Source organism: Herbaspirillum autotrophicum (assembly GCF_001189915.1).
GTDB classification, from domain to species: domain Bacteria; phylum Pseudomonadota; class Gammaproteobacteria; order Burkholderiales; family Burkholderiaceae_D; genus Herbaspirillum; species Herbaspirillum autotrophicum.
The window spans coordinates 1-19,518 of sequence record NZ_LFLS01000048.1; the positions used below are offsets into that span (position 1 = coordinate 1).

At 59.2% G+C, this 19,518-nt stretch carries 15 protein-coding genes; 3 read left to right on the forward strand and 12 right to left on the reverse strand.

Going from position 1 to position 19,518, the window contains the following annotated elements:
- Positions 1–143: 143 nt before the first annotated feature.
- The 10 genes from AKL27_RS24855 to AKL27_RS24900 form a co-directional block, all read right to left on the reverse strand.
- On the reverse strand, positions 144–2,330 hold the full coding sequence (locus AKL27_RS24855; protein WP_083439282.1) for a cytochrome c peroxidase: 2,187 nt from the start codon (positions 2,328–2,330) through the stop codon (positions 144–146).
- 12 nt (positions 2,331–2,342) lie between these two features.
- Positions 2,343–5,033, reverse strand: a complete 2,691-nt coding sequence (locus AKL27_RS24860) for a TonB-dependent receptor (RefSeq protein WP_050465584.1) — start codon at positions 5,031–5,033, stop codon at positions 2,343–2,345.
- A gap of 144 nt (positions 5,034–5,177) precedes the next feature.
- Positions 5,178–6,191 carry a FecR domain-containing protein gene (locus AKL27_RS24865; protein WP_083439283.1) on the reverse strand — a complete coding sequence of 338 codons (1,014 nt, stop codon included), beginning with the start codon at positions 6,189–6,191 and terminating at the stop codon, positions 5,178–5,180.
- Positions 6,188–6,691 (reverse strand): sigma-70 family RNA polymerase sigma factor, encoded by a 504-nt coding sequence (locus AKL27_RS24870; RefSeq protein ID WP_050465585.1) that lies wholly within the window; start codon positions 6,689–6,691, stop codon positions 6,188–6,190. Before AKL27_RS24870 ends, AKL27_RS24865 begins: the two co-directional genes overlap by 4 nt.
- Before the next feature lie 158 nt (positions 6,692–6,849).
- Positions 6,850–8,502: an ABC transporter ATP-binding protein gene (locus AKL27_RS24875; protein ID WP_050465603.1), complete on the reverse strand. Its 1,653-nt coding sequence runs from the start codon at positions 8,500–8,502 to the stop codon at positions 6,850–6,852.
- Between the two features lie 2 nt (positions 8,503–8,504).
- Entirely contained in the window at positions 8,505–9,380 is an 876-nt protein-coding gene (locus tag AKL27_RS24880; RefSeq protein ID WP_050465604.1) for an ABC transporter permease, read from the reverse strand.
- Between the two features lie 39 nt (positions 9,381–9,419).
- Positions 9,420–10,361: an ABC transporter permease gene (locus AKL27_RS24885; protein ID WP_050465586.1), complete on the reverse strand. Its 942-nt coding sequence runs from the start codon at positions 10,359–10,361 to the stop codon at positions 9,420–9,422.
- A gap of 10 nt (positions 10,362–10,371) precedes the next feature.
- Positions 10,372–12,021, reverse strand: a complete 1,650-nt coding sequence (locus AKL27_RS24890; protein WP_083439285.1) for an ABC transporter substrate-binding protein — start codon at positions 12,019–12,021, stop codon at positions 10,372–10,374.
- A 46-nt stretch (positions 12,022–12,067) separates the two neighbouring features.
- Entirely contained in the window at positions 12,068–13,006 is a 939-nt protein-coding gene (gene mmsB, locus AKL27_RS24895) for a 3-hydroxyisobutyrate dehydrogenase (RefSeq protein ID WP_050465587.1), read from the reverse strand.
- Positions 13,007–13,016: 10 nt separating this feature from the next.
- Positions 13,017–14,519: a CoA-acylating methylmalonate-semialdehyde dehydrogenase gene (locus AKL27_RS24900; RefSeq protein ID WP_050465588.1), complete on the reverse strand. Its 1,503-nt coding sequence runs from the start codon at positions 14,517–14,519 to the stop codon at positions 13,017–13,019.
- A 178-nt stretch (positions 14,520–14,697) separates the two neighbouring features.
- Here AKL27_RS24900 and AKL27_RS24905 point away from each other — a divergent pair, with 178 nt between their 5' ends.
- The gene (locus AKL27_RS24905; protein ID WP_050465589.1) at positions 14,698–15,561 is read left to right on the forward strand and encodes a LysR family transcriptional regulator; all 864 of its coding nucleotides are present in this window, start codon (positions 14,698–14,700) and stop codon (positions 15,559–15,561) included.
- Between the two features lie 25 nt (positions 15,562–15,586).
- Here AKL27_RS24905 and AKL27_RS24910 read toward each other — a convergent pair whose 3' ends face one another.
- On the reverse strand, positions 15,587–16,483 hold the full coding sequence (locus tag AKL27_RS24910) for a LysR family transcriptional regulator (RefSeq protein ID WP_050465590.1): 897 nt from the start codon (positions 16,481–16,483) through the stop codon (positions 15,587–15,589).
- 157 nt (positions 16,484–16,640) lie between these two features.
- On the opposite strand from AKL27_RS24910, the gene AKL27_RS24915 reads away from it, so the two are divergent.
- Complete coding sequence (locus AKL27_RS24915) at positions 16,641–17,381, forward strand: SDR family oxidoreductase (RefSeq protein WP_050465591.1); 741 nt, start codon at positions 16,641–16,643, stop codon at positions 17,379–17,381.
- Between the two features lie 35 nt (positions 17,382–17,416).
- Entirely contained in the window at positions 17,417–18,316 is a 900-nt protein-coding gene (locus AKL27_RS24920) for an SDR family oxidoreductase (RefSeq protein ID WP_050465592.1), read from the forward strand.
- 57 nt (positions 18,317–18,373) lie between these two features.
- Here the strand turns inward: AKL27_RS24920 and AKL27_RS24925 are convergent, their stop codons facing one another.
- Complete coding sequence (locus AKL27_RS24925; RefSeq protein ID WP_050465593.1) at positions 18,374–19,504, reverse strand: acyl-CoA dehydrogenase family protein; 1,131 nt, start codon at positions 19,502–19,504, stop codon at positions 18,374–18,376.
- Between the last annotated feature and the right edge of the window lie 14 nt (positions 19,505–19,518).

A 19,518-nucleotide genomic window follows, 5' to 3' on the forward strand; every position in this document is an offset into this window, starting at 1 on the left:
CGCCTGGCACCAAAATAATTTACGCCGGCGCCCTGAGCCGACATTCCCCTGATCACCCGCAACCCATATCCATCAAGGCTTGCGGGTGTTTTACCGCAGCTTCAGCACACATGAAATCTTTTTCAAAAAAAGTACGCGCAGCGCTAGCGCGCTGCCTTGAACGTCAATCCCATCTCCTGCGGCGTAGCGGATTCGGTACGCGGCTCGGCCGAAATCGCCTGCAAAAAAGCGAATAACGCTTTCTTTTCTTCTTGCGACAAACCCAGCGGACGAATCTCAGGTGCGGTGCGCGGGTAATCCGGGTTGTATTTATTGAGACCGAGCGGCGGTGTCTGCACCATGCCGGCGTCATACATGGCAATCACACCGAGATCCGGGGTCAGCGGGAACAAACCGTTATGCATGTAATTGCCTGTATATATAACGTCGCGCAAACCGGGTGTGCGGAATTTACCGATATCAGCCGCCTTGCCAGTCACCTCGTAGCGCCCCTTGTCTTCCAGCTCCCGTCCCAGATAGTGCAATCCATTGTTATGGAAGCGATTATCGGAGAACAGGCCGCTGTTATGACAATTGATGCAGCGCGCCTTGGTGCGGAACAGATGCAAACCCCAGACCGCGTCATCCGACAATGCCTGCTTGTCGCCTTTAAGAAAACGGTCAAAGTCACTGTCGCGACTGGTCAGCGTCCGTTCGAAGGTAGCCAGCGCCTTGGCAATGCGCTCAGCGTTGACCTTGGCATCGCCGAACGCCTCGGCGAACATCGCACCGTATTCCAGCGGCTGTGCGTTGATCCGTTCCACTGCCAGCGCCAGCGGCTGATGCATTTCCAGCGGATTTTGAATCGGCCCGGTGGCCTGCTCTTCCAGAGAGGCCGCACGGCCATCCCAAAACAGCTCTTTGACGTAAGCCACATTCAGGATACTCATGGAATTGCGCTGCCCGCGCTGGCCAATATGACCCAGTGAGACATCGCGACGGTCAGTCCAGCCGGTCGCCGGATTATGGCAACTGGCGCATGACACTTGTTGATTGCGTGACAGCCGGACATCAAAGAACAACTTGCGGCCGAGGTCGGCCTTGGCCGGTGAGTAGGGATTATCGGCAGGGAATGGCACCGGCGGCAGCAAACCGAGGTCGGCAAACCCGGCCTGCTTTACCGAGTCATCAATATCCGGTGCCGGCCAGTCTGGCTGCAATGCTTGTCCGGCACGATAGCGCGAATAGGCGGCACGCCATGCCGCCAGTTGCTCTGCGCCCGGCCGGATATTCGCGGCAGCCAGCGGACGCGCCACTTGCGGTCGCGCTGTAGTGGAAATGAAAATGCGGCCCGGCTGCTCGCCGGCACCGGCAATCCGGCTGCGTCCGCTGGCCGGATGCCATACGCGCAAGCCGCCATCGCTGGTGCGGACCCAATATTCATTCGCTCCGGATATCGCAGTGTCGTCTTGCGCAGCCCGCTGCGCCTGCCAGAATGCACGCAATTCAGCTTCATCAGGCAAGCGCCACTGCTGCGCCCCGCAAAATTGCGAACGATTGAGCCTGCCTGCTTCGGCATTCAGACTGTCGGCCCTGGCCGCCGTAACCGGCTGCGATCCCAGCGCCCAGATGGTCAGTTGTCGCAGACTGTCAGGACGCTGCGCTTCATCCAGGCAACTCCATGGCAGCCCCGCCGTTACCGGCTGGCCGGCACGATCAAGACGGATCAGCCGCGGCGATGGCGTCCGCCCGGCGGCATCGGCAATCCGCGCGCCGCGCACCAGCCGCACCGCGCCGGCCCGGGAAGGCTCCAGTGCGGTCGAGGGCAACGCCTGATGGGTATCATCAAACCAGACCGCCAAGACGCCGCCGGCCCGATACGCCGTCGCCGTCCAGTAAAAGCTGCGCTGCATATCGGGAAACGCCGTCATATCAGCCGCAGCCTGCCACCGGCCGGCATCCGGACCGGAGAAATCCAGCAAGGTTTGCAATTCGGCTTCAGTCGGCAAGCGCCAGTCAGCCGCACCGCATAATTGCGCAGCGTTGACCTGATCGGTGTAATAGCGCGCGGTGCAAACCTGCGCGTCGCTGGCATCGCAATGGGCGGCGCTGGTATTCGCGCGTCGTGCCAGCGCTATATAAGTATGGGTGGCAGCACGCGGGCCGGCGGCCGTCTTGCGCTCCCACACCAGATTGGTCTTGTGATCCAGCACGCAGGCGGCATCGGCCAGGCTGACACCGCCGTCCGCCGCCACGAACCTGTTTGCGGCCGTATCCGCCGCCCATGCCGGCAATGCCAAGCTCAGCAGCAAGGCAAAACCTGACCAATGCCGGAAGATATTGCTTCTCATATATAGAGCGCCTCAGAAACTATGCTTGACCTGCAACCAGATTTCACGCCCGGTGGAGTACTGATTCATGTCTTTGGTGCTGATCGGCGTGGTGGAAATCAGCTTCGGCGTGCGGTTCAGTACATTCAGAATATCCACCGTCAACTCCAGATCGCGGTCGAATGTCGGCCGGTAGCTGAAACTGGCATCCCAGGTCCAGTACGACGGCACCGTACCTTCTTTATACATATCCAGTTGATCAGCCTTGTTGATCCCGACGTAAAACACGTCTTCGCGGCTGCTTCGCCAGTTGAACTGGTTGTTCCAGCGCAAGCCGATCTGATCCCATGCGGCATTGAGTTGCAGCGTGGCACGGATCGGCTGGTTGAAGTTGGCGATGGGCCGGTCGACCATATCAATCAGCACCCCGTTGTAATAAATCTTGCCGTCGGCGACCGTGTCTTCATAACCGTTGACCAGATTGTTGTTACTGTTGAAGCGCTCGTAACTCACGGATGCGCGGGCCTGCCAGCTGGCAGCGGCAAATTTCCATGGCACTTCATTGGTCAGGCTCAGCCCCACTGCTTCGGTATCTGACTGGCCGTCGTTGACGAATTCATAGCCGGTCACTACCCGTGCTGCATTGCGCACCGGCTGCTTATTGATTTGATCACGTCCGGCACGCCGCACATAGGACAACACACCCCGCACGCCGGCCAGTTCTTGCGACAGCGCCAGCGACACTTCATCGTTATAGGGCGTCTTCAATCTGTCGTAACGCGATATCTGACCGGCATTGACCACCGTCGACGGATTGCCTTGGGCGTCGAGAATCGATTGTTTGAGCTTGCTCACGCCTTCGCGCAAGGCCAGATCAAGAATACTGCCGCCGTAATAACGTGAGGCGCCGGCCGTCAGCACCGTACTGCGATTGCCGAACACATCCCAATCGATCCGCGTACGCGGCGCCACATTGGTATTGTTGAGATAGCTGTCGCGATCCACGCGCAAGCCGGGCGTCACGCTGACGCGATCCAGACGAATCTGATCGGCCAGAAAAATCCCTTCATTGTGATACGACAAATCCACCTTGCCCGGCAAGTAGCGGGTTTTGCTGCGTTGTTGAGTAGTGCCGTTGGCCAGGTAACGCAATTGATAGGCAAACGCTTCGTTCATGCGTTCGTAGTTGACATCAATCCACTGCGAGTCGAAACCAACGTAAGCCGAGTGCTCGAACGGCCCCGTCATGAACGGATCGACATTGAGCTTGCCGTTCAACGTCATGCTGTCGCGTTTCTTTTCTTCGTGACCGAAACCGCCCGTGGTGACATTCGATGGCGGTGCCACGGTGATATGCGTCACCAGTTCAGTCGCATTGGAAATACGACTATCTTCAAACCGGTCCCAACCGGCCTGCAATGTCAGATTGGCCTTGTCGAGCCGGTGTTCCAGATTCCATGCCACGCCGATAGCGCCATGGTTATTGCTCCAGCGCGTGTCCTTGAACTGGGCGTCGGAGCGTTCTTCATTGCGCTGGCTATATTTGAAGGTGAGATCGCTGATGGTCGAGGCATTTTTCCACCACGTCAGTTTGGCCAGCACATTGTCGACGGCATCGACCTGAGTCTCCACGCCCTGTGTCAGCGTCCGCAAAATACCGACATAGCCGGTGCGGCGCACGGTCGACTCGCGCCGCGAAACACCGAGCACCAGACCAAGGTCATCCGCCAGCATGCGATCAATATTGATGCTGTAAAACTTCTTGCGCCAATCCGGCGTATAGCCCGACAAACCCGCCGAATAATTGTATTGATCGTTGAGCGCGATCTTTTGCTCGCTCAGATTGGAACCACTCATGCGATAAGAGAAGTCGATACCATTCTTGCCGCTGGCGCGTTTCAACCGCGCATCCACCACCCCGCCGTTGAAGCGGCCATACTCCACCGGGACGTTGCTGTCGTAGATGCGGACTTCGCCGAGCAGGCTGGTATCGACAAAGTAAGCCTGGCTGTTGCTCGGCACATTGGTGACCTGCAGATTGGTATTGTGATTGGCCGGGTCGATATTGTTGGTGCTATCCATGCCGTCGATCTGAAACAGGTTTTGATACGGGCTGGCGCCGTAAAAGGAAATATCCTCGACATCCATCGAGCCGCGCGTGAGCGAGCCGCCGGCCTTGGATGGCAGTCGCACCGCCGGATTGATCGCCACCAGTTCGCTGAGACTTTGATTGGCCGTGGGGGTTTCGGCAATTTCGCGTGCCGAAATGATTTGCCGGCCCGGCTCCAGTGAGCGTTCGGCGCTGGCGTGCACATCCGGCAATGTCCGCGAACTGACGCGGTGCGGCCCGGCCCCTGCGGCAGCAGACTTGAGCGGCGCTGGCGGCCCGCTTGCCAGTTGCAGTACAAACCCGCCGGCATTATCGCTGACCGCTTCCAGCCCGGTATTTTGCAACAGGCGCTGCAAGGCTTCGGCCGGCGTGTAATTGCCTTCCAGCTCACTGCTCTGCCGCCCGGCTGCCAGCTCGGTGCCAAACGAAATCAATACTCCTGCTTCACGTCCAAGCCGGGTAACCGCCCGCGCCAGCGAACCGGCGGCAATATGGTAATGACGACGCACTTCGGTCCTGGCCGGTTCCACCGCCAGTGCCTCCAGTGGCAACAATGGCCAGCCCAGGGCGATGACCAGCAATGAACGACGCCAGCGCGGATGATGATGCAGCATGAAATGGATCCTCTCTGTTTCTCGGTATGTCGAAGGTGTTTTGTCTTCTGTCACGCGAGATGAGAAAAAGAACCATTCTTATTTGAAATAATATTGCAGTGCCCCGAGGCTCTGCGTTACTACCCGGTTGGCGCGGCGTTCCGATCAGCCTTTGAGCGACACCATCACCAGCCAGCGCGTGAGATAACGAATCTCCAGCGGCAATGCATTGGTCAGGGTCTTGAGAATTTGCTCGGTATCGGCGAGCGGATAGGTACCCGATACCCGTAACCCGGCAACCGCCGGGTCCCAGCGTATCCAGCCGCGCCGGTAGCGCGAGATTTCTCCGAGAAAATGGCTCAGTTGCCAGCCATGCGCAATCAGCATGCCTTCCGACCAGGCATCACTGTCGGGGTCGAGCGCTTCCGGCGGTGCCACGCTGCTGGCCGAAAAGCGCAGCCGTTGCGCCTGCGCCAGCGTGGTCAGCAGTTCCGGCCGGTCTTGCGGACGGATTTGCAGATGGCCCTGCAAGGCACTGGCCAGCGTGCTGTCGTCTTCGCGCCGCACACTGAAGCGCGGGCCGAATGCCTGCACCTGACCGTGTACGGTTTGCACCAGCAGGGGCGGCGTGCCGGCCGCGCTGCTGACCAGAATCTCGCCTTCCAGCAACCGCAGTCGCCGGTGCGTGGCACTGAACTCGACATTGATGGCGCTGCAGGTATTGAGCACCACCTGCGTGCCGTAATCGAGTTCCAGCGTGCGCTGCTCGCCGACGGCGGTGCGGAAGTCGGCGTGCCAGGCACCGTTGTCGAGCGCCTCTTTCGCCACCAGCGCCGCCGTCCCGCCGCCGGCCAGCAGGCACAACATTTGCAATGCCCGCCGGCGCCCCTTCGGCGCAGCAGCCGCCAGCGTTGATTTTGCAAGTCCCGGCGGCAGAGTTTGCCATTGTGCGTCCATCGATTTCAGATGTTGCCAGGCACGCTCGTGCAAGGGATCAGCGCGCAACCAGCATTGCCAGCCCGACAGCGTCGCTGCGGATGGGCGGTCGACACCGAGTTCAACAAACCAATGCACGGCCTGCTCGGCGACTGCTGCCGGCAAGGCCTCAAGTGCGGCGACCGGGCCGGAGATTGCGTTGGAGATCGGGCTGGCGGCCGCTGGCGACAAAGAAGATGTCATGGGAAATAACAATGCAGCGCAGCGCGCGCCATATGGCGTTTGACCGTGGTCAGCGACAGCGCCGTCAGTTCGGCGATTTCGGCATAGCCCATGCCATCGAGTCGCGACAGCAGGAATACCTTGCGCACCGCAGCCGGCAATTCGTCGAGTTTGCGATCCAGCTCGGTCAGGATGTCGAGCACCATGGCCCGCACTTCCGGCGAAGGTACTTCAGGTTCCGGCAACAGACGGACCTGGTCCAGATAGGCTTGTTCGATTTGTTGCCGGCGGTAGTGATTGGCCAGTACGCGCTTGGCAATCGTGGTCAGAAAGGCGCGCGGTTCGCGGATCGATTCGGTGCCGCGTGCCAGCAGCACCTGGATAAACGTATCTTGCGCCAGATCGGCGGCTTGTTCCATGGACGGCAAACGGCGTCGCAACCACCCTGCCAGCCAGCTGTGCTGGGTGCGATACAGATCGGCGGTAACGGCGTCCGACTGGCGGGTGGAGGAAGAAGACACGGAGGACACGATCGACGGTCAGTGGAATAAACCGCAATCTTAATGAGAATTATTCCATTTGTGAAGCAATATAAATAATGCAAACCGGCAACTGATGATTCACATCATCAGTTGCCGGTTTGATTTTCTCCGCCGTGAGCGCCTTTTTTCAGCAGCGCTTATTGCAATGCCGTCTGTGCATAGGGCCTGAAATTCTGAAAATCCCAGTCACGACCCGGTGCCGCGTCGATCAGTTGCCGGGTATAGGCACTGGCCGGATTGGACAGAATCTGATGCGCCGTACCCATTTCCACCACCCGCCCTTTTTGCATCACGGCGATGGTGTCGCAAATCTGCGCCGCGACCCGCAAATCGTGGGTAATGAACAAAATGGCAATGCCGGTGCGATCACGAATTTCCCGCAGCAACGTCAGCACTTGCGCCTGCACCGAGACATCGAGTGCCGACACGGCTTCATCGGCCACCAGCAAGTCAGGTTCCATCGCCAGCGCCCGCGCAATACAGATGCGTTGCCGCTGGCCGCCCGAAAACTGATGCGGATAGCGCGTCATGACTTCTTCGTTGAGGCCGACGGTGCGCATCAGATCGGCCGCGCGCCGCCAGGCGGTTTCACGCGCCATGCCGAAGTTGAGCAAGCCTTCGATGATCGACTCCCCTACCCGTTGACGCGGATTGAGCGAGCGGTACGGATCTTGAAACACGATCTGGATTTTTTGCCGGATCTGCCGCAACGGTTCGCCGCGATATTGCGCCATGTCGTCATCATGCAAGCGGATCTGGCCGGCGCTGGGATCAATCAGACGCATGATGCACCGGGCCACCGTCGACTTGCCCGATCCCGACTCGCCGACAATCCCCATCACTTCACGCCGGCGGATCGACAGATTCACATCCTGCGCGGCCACCATTGGTGCTTTGCGTGAAAACAGACTGCGTTGCCCATATTCTTTCGCCAGCCCGGATACACGTAAAATGATATCGCCGTCCACCGCTTCTTCCGGTTTCGGAATCAGGCTTGGCACCGACGAAATCAGCAAGCGCGTATAGCTTTGTGCCGGCGCTGCCAGAATTTGCGCGCGCTCACCGGTTTCCACCACCTGCCCCTGATTCATCACCACCACGCGGTCAGCGATTTCCGAGACGATGCCGAAATCATGCGTGATGAACAGCACCGCCGTATTGTGTTCCGCGCGCAGCTCGTCAATCAGCCGGATGATTTGCTGCTGGGTGGTGACATCGAGCGCCGTGGTCGGCTCATCGGCGATCAGCAGCTTCGGCTCCAGAATCAGCGCCATGGCGATCACCACGCGTTGCCGCTGTCCGCCCGAAAGCTGATGCGGAAAGGAGTCGACCATGCGCTGCCGGTCCGGCAAATGTACCGAATCGAGAATCGCCAGAATCTTGGCGCGCCGTTGCGCCGCCGGCATGCGGGTATGGGTGCGCAAGACTTCATCGAGCTGAGCACCGATTGTCATCACCGGGTTCAATGCCGTCATCGGTTCCTGAAACACCATCGCCATGCGATGCGCGCGCAACTGACGCAGCCGCTGCTGACTGGCCTGGGTAATATTCTCCCCCTCCAGCCAGATTTCACCGCCGCTCAGCGCCAGCGCCGTTTTCGGCAACAGGCCCATGACCGCCAGCGAGGTGACCGATTTGCCGGAGCCGGACTCGCCCACCACACAGACGGTTTCACCGGGTTGAATATCGAAGCTGATGCGCTCGATCACTTTGCGTTCGGTGGCACGGGCAGTTACCGTTACATCGCGGATCGACAATACCGGCGCCGCGGCCTGACTGGCTTGTTGCATGCTCATAATTTTTCCGCCATTTTAGGGTCCAGATAATCACGCATCGCATCACCGAGCAAATTCACGCTCAGCACCACCAGCGACAGAAAGATGCCAGGGCACAGAATCAGGCTGGGGAACAACTGGAAGTACATCCGCCCTTCGGCCATGATATTGCCCCAGCTCGGTACTTCCGGCGAAATGCCGACACCCAGGAAACTCAATACCGCTTCGGTCAGCATGGCCGAGGCGCAGACATAGGTGCCTTGCACGATCAGCGGTGCAATCGTGTTCGGAATCACGTGCCGCATCAGCAAGGTCGGCAACCGCGTGCCCAGCGTCACCGCCGCTTCCACATACGGCTCACTGCGGATCGACAGGATGATGCTGCGTACCAGCCGCACCACACGCGGGATTTCCGGAATCGTGATCGCCACCAGCACCGTCATCAGACTGGCGCCCGACAGCGACACCAGTGCAATCGCCAGCAAGATGCCGGGAATTGCCATCAAGCCATCCATGATGCGCATGATGATGGCATCGGCGGCACGGAAATAGCCGGCCACCACGCCAATCAGCAAACCTGCCGCCATGCTGGTCAGCGCCACGCCGGCACCGATGATCAACGAAATGCGGGCGCCATAGACCACCCGTGAATAGACGTCGCGGCCGAGCGCATCGGTACCGAACCAATTCTCGGCAGAGAACCCGGACAGGCGTTCGGATGGATTGATCTGCGACGGATCGATTGTATTGAGCCACGGCGCCAGCAAGGCCGCGGCGATGATACAGAACAGGATGGCCAGCGCCACCAGTACCGGACCGTTATTCACAAAGCGGCGCACGCTGCGCCAGCGCTGCCGCCACTGGCCGCCGGCCACCAGCCCGGCCGGCTTCATTTTATGCAAAACCATTTCTTCAGCCATCTCTTTCTCCGGTCAGTAGCGAATACGCGGATCGAACACCATGTACAACAAATCCACCACCAGATTCACCAGCACATAGAGGAAGGAAAACACCAGGATCAACCCTTGAATCACCGGGTAGTCGCGCGCCAATACCGACTCCACTACCAGCCGGCCGACGCCGGGAATATTGAAGACCGATTCGGTGATCACCACGCCACCGATCAGCAAGGCGATACCGACGCCGATGATGGTGATGATGGGAATCGCCGCATTGCCGAGCGCATGCCGCAACAGCACCGTGCGCTCACGCAAACCCTTGGCGCGCGCGGTGCGGATATAGTCGTCGCCCATCACTTCGACAATGCTGGTGCGGGTGATGCGGCCGATCAGCGCCACATAAGCCGTACTGAGCGCCAGACTGGGCAAGACCAGATGCTGCAGGAATTTGCCGAAGCCATCGGCCAGCGGCGTATACCCTTGCACCGGCAGCCAGTCCAGCTTGACCGCAAACAGCCAGATCAGGACGTAGCCGACCACGAAGGTCGGTACCGAAAAACCCAGTACCGAGCCCGCCATCACCAGCCGGTCCGTCAGTTGCCCCTGCTTCCATGCGGCAAACACGCCGAGTGGAATCGCAATCAGTACTGCCAGCACAATCGTGATGCTGCCCAGGGCCAGCGACGGCCACATGCGTTGACCGATCAGATCGGTGACGGCCATGCCGGAAATCAGCGAGACCCCGAGATTGCCCTGCAACAGATGGCCGACCCAGGTCACGAATTGCGCATACACCGGCTGGTCCAGCCCCATCTGCATCCGGATCTCCGCCAGTTGCTGGGCACTGGCGTTATCCCCGGCGATGATGGCAGCCGGATCACCCGGCGTCAGCCGCAAGATCAGGAATACCACCACCGCCACCATCAACATCACCGGAATGATCGCCAGCAAGCGGCGCGCCACATAAGTCAGCATCAGCGATTCCTTATTTATCGGACTTCTTCATGTTCCAGAAGAACGGCAACGGTGCATCGAGAATACCGCTCAGGCTGGTGCGATAGGCGGTCGGACGCAGGGCCTGGCCGAGCGGCACCACAATGCCTTCGTCGATCACGATGTGCTGTGCTTCATCGGCCAGTTTCTTCAGCTTTTCCGCATCGGCAGTTTCGGCGAATTCCTTGCGGATTTCTTCAATCCGCTTGAAATCCGGCCAGCCCGGCCATGCCTTGCGACCATTGGCGCCAACCTGATAGTTGGTGATCGGATTCTGACTGTCGCTGACCAGATTGAAGGTTGCCAAAATATTCCAGCCGCCTTTGCCTGGTGGCTCCTGCGAGGCCCGGCGGGTCAGCAGGGTCTGCCAATCCATCGCTTGCAGGTCGACCTTGAAACCGACTTTGCGCAAAGCTTGTGCAATCACCACCGGCGGCACCGTCAGATCAGGGAAATCGGTAGGATTCATGATCACCACCGGGGTGCCATCGTAATTGCCTTCCTTCAGCAAGCGACGGGCTTTCTCCAGATCCGGCTTGCCGAGAATATCCATGCCGTAGTTGCTTTCGTAGGGCATGCCGCAACCGAATACGGCAGCGCAATTCTTGAACAGACCGGTCTTGCCGACAATCGCCTTGAGTACATCATCCTGACCCACCGCATGCATGGCGGCCTGACGCAGCAAGCGGTTGTTGAATGGCGGATACAGGAAATTGAAGCGATACACATATTGGAAGCCGACCTTGCTGATGGTATCGACCTTGATGTCGCTCTTGTTCTTGAGCATCGGCACCAGATCGTATGGCACTGCTTCATAGAAATCGATTTCCTTCTTGACCAGCGCATTGATGGCAATCATCGGATCCGGCATGGTGACCCACTCCACCCGGTCCAGATGCACCACCTTGCCGCCGGCGCTGCCGCTGGCGGCTTCCTTGCGCGGCAGGTAATCAGGATTCTTGACGTACACCGATTTCACGCCCGGCTTGAATTCCGCTGCCACGAATTTGAACGGACCGGAACCGACATACTCTTTGATGGCTTGACTCGACGGCGTTTCCGCAATCGCTTTCGGCATCATGAAGGCCGGCGCCGAACCGGTACGCGACAAGGCTCGCAAGGCGATATCGGTCGGTACCTTGAAGGTCATCGTGAAGTTGCTGTCGTCAATCACCTTGATGTCGGTCAGCAAACCCATCATCACCTGGCCGGTCTGGTCTTTCTCGGCCCAGCGCTTGATTGAGGCGACGCAATCGTCGGCCTTGACCGCAGCGCCGGTATGCCACTTCAAGCCCGGCCGCAAGGTGAAGGCATAGGTCTTGCCGTCCGCCGAAACTTGCCATTTATCCAGCATCTGCGGCTGAATCTTGTTTTGCGCATCGATGCCGAGCAAGGTGTCATAAATCATGTATCCGTGATCGGCGGTGATGTGCGCCGTGGTGATCATCGGATCGAGTACGCGCAATGGCGACTGCATCACCGCCACCACGGTCTGCGCCACCGCCGCGCCTTGCAACAGCAGCGCACCGAATGCGGCAGCAGCAAGATATTTGCTACAGCGCGTGATGCGACTGACTGCGGACAACCCCGTCGCGGCGGGTACTGTTAGTTTCACCTTCTCGTTCTGGTTTTTGTGTTGCATGCTGGTCTCCTTTATTGAACGGAATGTTGCGATAGTGCGATAGCTGCTAGGTCAAATGGCTGGCATCCTTCTGCAACGACGGCAACTCAGCGAGCGCTGCCGACAAATTGAAAACACTGGAATGGTCCAGCGTGCCGTTGCCATTGGACTGGTGCAGCTGATACAGCTCCTTGACGATTTTTCCGAGCGGCACCTGTACTTCACTGTCATCGGCCAGCGCTGCCGCCAGCCGCAAATCCTTGAGCATCAGATTGGTGGCGAAGCCACCCTGATAACCGCGCGCCGACGGTACATTGTCCATCACGCCGGGACAGGGATTATAGGTCTGCAAGACACAGTTCTGTCCCGAGCTCTGACACATGATCTCGGTCAAGACCTTGGGATCAAGTCCATTCTTGATCCCGAGCCGCAACGCTTCGCTGGTGCCGATGGTCAGAATCCCGAGCAACAGGTTATTGCACAGCTTGACCAGTTGCCCGGCACCGACCTCGCCGGCATGGAATATCTTCTTGCCCATTGCTTCGAATACCGGCCGCGCCCGTTCCAGTACTTCAGGAACGCCGCCGACAATGAATGTCAGGGTGCCGGCAGTTGCGCCCGAGGTGCCGCCCGACACCGGCGCATCGAGCACCGCCAGTGCGCGGCCTTGTGCGTTGGCAGCCGCCGCAAGCTGGCGCGGCACGTCCGGCGCCACCGTGCTGCTGTCGATCAGAATGGTGCCGGACGGCACTGCCGCCAGAATCCCCTGCTCGCCCAGATAAGCCTGCAATACATGCTCGCCGGTCGGCAGCATGCTGATGACGACGTCGGCATCACGCACGGCCTGCGCGACCGAAGTGGCTGGCGTGCCGCCGGCCTGCTGCAATTTTTCCAATGCCTCCGGCATGATATCGAAACCGCTGACCTGATATCCCTGCCGCAACAGATTGGCGGCCATCGGACCGCCCATATTGCCAAGTCCGACAAATGCAATTCTGCTTGCCATGCGGTCCCCCTTATTTAAGATTGATGGTGCCGTTGAGCGCCGCCGGTGCCGCGCTCACGGTACGCCAGCGCGTGGTCATGGTTTTGACCTGGGTCCAGAACTGAATGCCTTGTTTGCCGGCAGTACCGAGATCGCCGAGTTTGGAACCACGCGAACCGGTAAAGCTGAACCACGACACCGGCACCGGAATCGGCACATTGATGCCGACCTGGCCGATATCGATCTCATTCTGGAATTGCCGCCCCACGCCGCCATCCTGGGTATAAATGGAAACACCGTTACCGTTCGGATTGGCATTGACGATCTCGATGGCCTGCTCCAGGGTATCGACCGCCATCACGCACAGCACCGGACCGAACACTTCTTCGCGATACACGCGCATGTCGGCGCTGACTTTATTGAGAATGGTAGGACCGACGAAATTGCCATGCGGCGCTGCCGGCACCTTGACGCCGCGACCATCGAGCAGCAATTCCGCACCTTCATCGACCCCGCTCTGGATCAGACTTTCGACACGCGCCAATGCCTGCTTCGAATTCAATGGCCCGAGGTCGGCGGTGCGGTCATCGCTGGCACCAATCTTCATGTTGCGGGCGCCGGCCACCAGTTGCGGCAACCACTCGGCAGCCGTACCGACCAGCACCGCTACCGTGGTCGCCATGCAGCGCTGACCGGCAGCGCCGAACGAAGCGCCGAGCATGTGTTCGATAGCTTGATCGCGTTGCGCATCGGGCATGATCACGCAATGGTTCTTGGCGCCCAGCATCGACTGGCAGCGCTTGCCGGCTTCCGATGCGCGGCGATAGATCAGCGTGCCGACGCGGGTCGAACCAATGAAGGAAATCGCTTTGACATCAGGGTGATCGCACAAGATATTGGCCGCATCGGCGGTACCGAACACCACATTCAGGACGCCAGCCGGCAAGCCGGCTTCGAGCGCCAGCCGCGCCATCAGCAATGGCGCACTCGGTGCCTGTTCGGATGGCTTCAGAACGAAGCTGTTACCGCAGGCGACTGCCGTCGGAAACATGTTACAGGCCAGCATGATGGGGAAATTGAATGCGGTGATGCCGGCACAGACGCCGAGCGGTTGCACTACGGTGTAGACGTCGATGCCGCTGGCGGCGTTTTCGGCATATTCACCGAGCTGGATCGAGTTGACGGAACAGGCATGCTCAAGCAATTCGATACAGCGCCCCACTTCACCTTCGGCATCCGGCACGGTCTTGCCATGTTCGCGGCTGATCAGTTGCGCCAGTTCCGCCGTATGCTCGCGCACCAGTTGCTGCAGCCTGAGCATGACCCGGGTACGAGTACCCTGTGCTGCATTGCGCCAGGAAGCGAATGCTTTCTTGGCCGACGCAATCGCCAGCTCCACTTCTTCGGTGGTGGCAATCGGTACCCGTGCCACCACTTCCTGGCTCGATGGATTGATGACGTCGTGCCATTGGGTTGTCTTTGAAGCGATCAGCTGGCCGTCGATCAGTAACGGGATTTCGGGAATACTATTCACAATCGTTTCCTTTGCGTTATGGGTCAACCCACGTGCACCGGGACTCTCGGGGATTTCCCGGAAATCACGAAGGGCTTGGAGCGTGTTCGATACCGACAGAAACGAGTGTGACGAACTTGTCACAATCAGACAAACGAATTAAATTTATACAATTCATCAATTATTCTGATAAGTCACCATGTCCCATTTTGACCTGAATGTCTTGCGTACACTGATCGCCGTGGCAGATCACGGCAGCTTTACGCAAGCAGCACAAATGGTGCATCGCACCCAATCGGCGGTCAGCATGCAGATCAAGGAATTGGAGGCGTCGCTCGGCAAACCGCTGTTCATTCGCGATACACGCAAGCTGGCGCTAACCTCGGAAGGACGTAAATTACTGGCCTATGCGCGACGCATGATGTCGCTCAACGATGAAGCCTGGGCTTCGATTGTGCGGCCCGATGTCACCGGCCGCGTCACCATCGGCGTGCCGGAAGATTTTGTTTCGTCCTTGCTGCCGCCGGTGTTGCGCAAATTTTCAGCGACCTATCCGAAGGTGCAGATTCAGGTGGTGTGTGTGCCCAGCATGTCGATGATGCCGCTGCTCAAGGACAACAAGATTGATCTTGCCTGCGTCACCCGCGACAAGGAATTGAACGGCGACTTCATCCGCGTCGAACCGATGATCTGGGTCTGCTCGCAAGCCAATCCGACCTTGTGGAAACAGCGGCCGCTGCCGATTGCGATGTTCGAACGCAGTGTCGCCCGCAACAATGCCATCAATGCGCTGAAGACTGCCGGCATCAAGTTTCGCACCCATTACAGCAGCCAAAGCCTGCTCGGCCTGATCACCATGGTCGATGCCTCGCTGGCGATTGCCGGACTGGCCAAGTGCAGCGTGCCGGAGCGCCTGCTCAAGCTGGGCCGCGAAGAAGGTTTGCCGGATCTGGAACCGCTGGAAATTGTCTTGGCGCGCAGCGCCGATTCCATGCGTCCACCTTGCGATTATCTGGCGGAGCAGATTTTCCAGGAATTGAGCCGGCCCAAGGACTACGTCTGATCGCCCGCTCCGGCGCCGCACGCGTTCAATGGGCGTGGCGGAACAACTCCACCAGCCAGTCGACGAATACCCGCACCTTGGGCGAGAGTTGCCGGTGATGCGGATACAGTACAGAAACCGGAATCGCATCGGGCCGGAACGCACTCAGTACTTCTTGCACTTCGCCGCTGGCCAGTGCCGGCGCCAGGCCGTAACGCGGTGCCTGAATCAAACCGAAGCCGGAACGACAGCATGCCGCATAAGCATCCGCGCTGTTGACCGACACCGTGCCGGCGATGGTGATCTGGCGTGATATGCCATCGACATTGAATTCGAACGGATAGATTTTGCCGGTGGGCGCCGAAAAGAAATTCACCGCGCGATGCCGGGCCAGGTCGTCGGGATGCTGCGGTATGCCACGGCGCTGCAAATAGGCCGGACTGGCCACCGTCACCTGCTCCAGGTGCGCCAGCTTCCTGGCGACCATGGACGAATCCAGCAACTCACCGGCACGCAACACACAATCGATGCTCTCCCCCACCAGATCCACCAGCCGGTCGCCCATGCCGATCTGCAATTCGATATCGGGATAGCGCGCGCAGAACAAGTCCAGTTGCGGCAACACGAAATGACGCGCGAGCGTGCCTTGCATATCCACGCGCAACTTGCCGCCGGGACTGGCTGCGGATTCCGAAAATACATTTTCCGTTTCTTCCAGATCGCTCAACAGTTTGGCGCAGCGTTCGTAGTAAGCGGCGCCGTCCAGCGTGGTGGTCACCTGACGCGTAGTCCGGTGCAGCAAACGCACGCGCAGGCGCGATTCCAACTGCTTGATGGCATGCGTCACGGTCGACTTCGGATAGCCGAGATCTTCGGCGGCGCGAGTGAAACTCTTCAATTCAACAATGCGCGTGAAGATGCGCATAGACTCAAATTTATCCATAACACCCATCAATTGTTATCCCAATTTGCACAGTCTATGCAATCACAGCCAGTTTATCCAGATTAAATTAACGAGCAAGATGTCGTCACTGCCTTGCGATACACATTCGGGAAACCTCAGGGCGGCTTTCAACCCACCTTCACTATCGGAGTTTCACATGAACAACAGTCATCAAAAAGTCGCCATCGTCACCGGTTCCTCACGCGGAATCGGCGCGGCCATCGCACTGCGTCTGGCCAGCGACGGTTTTGCCGTCATCGTCAACTATGCCGGCAGCGCCGCTGCCGCCCAGGCCGTCGTGGCCCGGATAGAACAGGCTGGCGGCAAAGCACTGGCAGTACAAGGCGATGTCAGCAATGCCGAGGCGGTGCGCGTCCTGTTCGACGCCGCAGAAGCGGAATACGGTGGCATTGACATACTGGTCAACAATGCCGGCATCATGGCAACCACCACCGTTGCCGATACCGACGACGACACTTTCGACAAGCAAATCGCGATCAATCTCAAGGGATCGTTCAACACCATGCGCGAAGCCGCCAAACGCTTGCGCAGCGGTGGCCGCATCATCAACTTTTCTTCCAGCGTGGTTGGCATGCTGCAACCCGGGTATGGCACCTATGCCGCCACCAAGGCTGGCGTGGAAGCACTGACCAGCGTGCTGGCCAAGGAATTGCGGGGCCGCGACATCACCGTCAACGCCGTGGCGCCGGGACCGACCGCGACCGACTTGTTTTTGAACGGCAAACCGCAAGAGCTGGTGGAACGACTGTCCAGGATGGCGCCGCTGGAACGTCTCGGACAACCGCAAGATATCGCCGCCAGCGTGGCCTTCCTGGCTGGTGCCGACGGCAGCTGGATCAATGGTCAAACCTTGCGCGCCAACGGCGGTGTGATTTGATTGTCGTTGACCAGCCACGAGAAAAAGGAAACATCATGCAACAGGTTATCGTCATTACCGGGGCATCCAGCGGCTTCGGCGCCCTCACCGCACGCGCCTTGGCCGATGCCGGTCACATCGTCTATGCCGGCATGCGCGAAAGCAGCGGGCGCAATGCGCCGCAAGTGGCCGCCGCGGCACACTATGCGGCACAACATCAGGTGGAGTTGCGCACGGTCGAACTGGATGTCGCCGCCGACGCTTCGGTCGACGCCGGTATTGCCCGCATCATTGCCGATTGCGGCCGGCTCGATGTGGTGATTCACAATGCCGGCCATATGTCGTTCGGTCCGGCCGAAGCCTTCACGCCGGAACAATTCGCGCAGCTCTACGACATCAACGTGTTGAGCACGCAGCGCGTCAATCGTGCCGCCTTGCCGCAGTTGCGCAAACAGGGAAAGGGATTGCTGGTGTGGGTATCATCGAGCAGCGCGCGTGGCGGCACGCCACCGTTTTTATCACCGTATTTCGCCGCCAAGGCAGCAATGGATTCGCTGGCGGTATCCTACGCGAGTGAACTGACGCGCTGGGGCATCGAAACCGCCATCATCGTCCCGGGAGCTTTCACCAAAGGCACCAACCACTTTGCGCATTCCGGCGCACCGGCTGATCTGGCCCGGGTCGCCGCATACAACGACGGCCCGTATGCCGGTGTGGCCGCTCAGGCGTTGCAGGGCCTGGCGGCGCTGGAGCCAGCCGACGCCGATGCCGGCGCCGTGGCTGACGCCATTGTCGATGTGGTCGATCTGCCATTCGGCCAGCGCCCGTTCCGGGTCCATATCGATCCGTCGCAAGATGGCGCGGAAATCGTCAATGGCGTGGCTGACCGGGTCCGCAGTGAAATGTTTCGGCGCATCGGTCTGGAAGATTTGCTGCGGGCACGCCAGGCCGCGTGATGACGACATGTTGCCGCCGCCGGTAATGGCTGCGGCAACAGTACCGGCAGTCAGACCTCAGACAATCGCTCTGGCAATTACCATTCGCTGAATATCGCTGGTGCCTTCGTAAATCTGCGTCACGCGCACATCACGATAAATGCGTTCAATGGCAAAGTCTTGGGTATAGCCGTAACCGCCAAGTGTCTGCAAAGCGGCGCTGCAAACTTTTTCGGCACCTTCCGAGGCAAACAGTTTGGCCATCGAGGCTTCTTTCAGACACGGCAAGCCGGCATCCTTGAGTGCCGCGGCATGATGCAACAACTGCCGCGCCGCTTCAATCGTGGTGGCCATATCCGCCAGCCGGAATGCCACGGCCTGATGCGCCGTCAGCGGCTGACCAAAGGATTCGCGCTCACGTGCATAATCGAGTGCCACTTCATATGCGGCGCGCGCCATGCCCACCGATTGCGCGGCGATACCGATACGCCCGGCCTCCAGATTCGAGAGTGCAATCTTGTAGCCTTCGCCCTCGGCGCCGACCAACGCATCGCCATCCACCCGGCATTGATCAAAGGTGATCTGCGCGGTATCGGAGGCATGCTGACCGAGCTTCTTTTCAATCCCGGTGACGCAATAACCGGGACTATCGGTCGGCACCAGAAAGCAAGACATGCCCTTCTTGCCTTTATCTTTGTCGGTGACCGCGATCACGACTGCCACATCAGCCTCGCTGCCGGTGGTGATGAATTGCTTGACGCCGTTGAGCACCCAACCGCCGCCGTCACGGCGCGCCGTGGTGCGCAAGGCCGAGGCATCGGAACCGGTATGCGGTTCGGTCAGACAAAAACAACCCAGCAATTCCCCTGTCGCGAATCCGGTCAGATAACGCTTCTTCTGCGCGTGCGATCCGAATTTTTCAGTAATGCCGCACACCAGTGAATTCTGGACCGACACAATAGTCGAGGTAGCGCCATGGCCGGCAGCGATTTCTTCCAGCACGAAGGCCAGCGTTGCATAGTCCAGCCCGGTGCCGCCATACTCTTCGCTGACGGTGACGCCCAGTGCGCCGAGCCGCCCCAGCTCTTGCAGCGCTTCACGCGGGAAGATACCGCCGGCTTCCCAGGCGGCGGCATTCGGCAACAATTGCTCACGCGCGAAGCTGCGAATGGTGTCGCGGATCATTTCCTGTTCGGTATTCGGAATCATTTGGTCTCCAGTGT

What these genes read in the sequence shown, in the direction of transcription:
- AKL27_RS24865 (WP_083439283.1), bottom strand. Translation starts at nt 6,191, where the DNA reads ATGACATCTTCTTTGTCGCCAGCGGCCGCCAGCCCGATCTCCAACGCA.
- AKL27_RS24925 (WP_050465593.1), bottom strand. Translation starts at nt 19,504, where the DNA reads ATGATTCCGAATACCGAACAGGAAATGATCCGCGACACCATTCGCAGC.
- AKL27_RS24890 (WP_083439285.1), bottom strand. Translation starts at nt 12,021, where the DNA reads ATGCAACACAAAAACCAGAACGAGAAGGTGAAACTAACAGTACCCGCC.
- mmsB (WP_050465587.1), bottom strand. Translation starts at nt 13,006, where the DNA reads ATGGCAAGCAGAATTGCATTTGTCGGACTTGGCAATATGGGCGGTCCG.
- AKL27_RS24880 (WP_050465604.1), bottom strand. Translation starts at nt 9,380, where the DNA reads ATGAAGCCGGCCGGGCTGGTGGCCGGCGGCCAGTGGCGGCAGCGCTGG.
- AKL27_RS24885 (WP_050465586.1), bottom strand. Translation starts at nt 10,361, where the DNA reads ATGCTGACTTATGTGGCGCGCCGCTTGCTGGCGATCATTCCGGTGATG.
- AKL27_RS24875 (WP_050465603.1), bottom strand. Translation starts at nt 8,502, where the DNA reads ATGCAACAAGCCAGTCAGGCCGCGGCGCCGGTATTGTCGATCCGCGAT.
- AKL27_RS24860 (WP_050465584.1), bottom strand. Translation starts at nt 5,033, where the DNA reads ATGCTGCATCATCATCCGCGCTGGCGTCGTTCATTGCTGGTCATCGCC.
- AKL27_RS24910 (WP_050465590.1), bottom strand. Translation starts at nt 16,483, where the DNA reads ATGGATAAATTTGAGTCTATGCGCATCTTCACGCGCATTGTTGAATTG.
- AKL27_RS24915 (WP_050465591.1), top strand. Translation starts at nt 16,641, where the DNA reads ATGAACAACAGTCATCAAAAAGTCGCCATCGTCACCGGTTCCTCACGC.
- AKL27_RS24920 (WP_050465592.1), top strand. Translation starts at nt 17,417, where the DNA reads ATGCAACAGGTTATCGTCATTACCGGGGCATCCAGCGGCTTCGGCGCC.
- AKL27_RS24855 (WP_083439282.1), bottom strand. Translation starts at nt 2,330, where the DNA reads ATGAGAAGCAATATCTTCCGGCATTGGTCAGGTTTTGCCTTGCTGCTG.
- AKL27_RS24905 (WP_050465589.1), top strand. Translation starts at nt 14,698, where the DNA reads ATGTCCCATTTTGACCTGAATGTCTTGCGTACACTGATCGCCGTGGCA.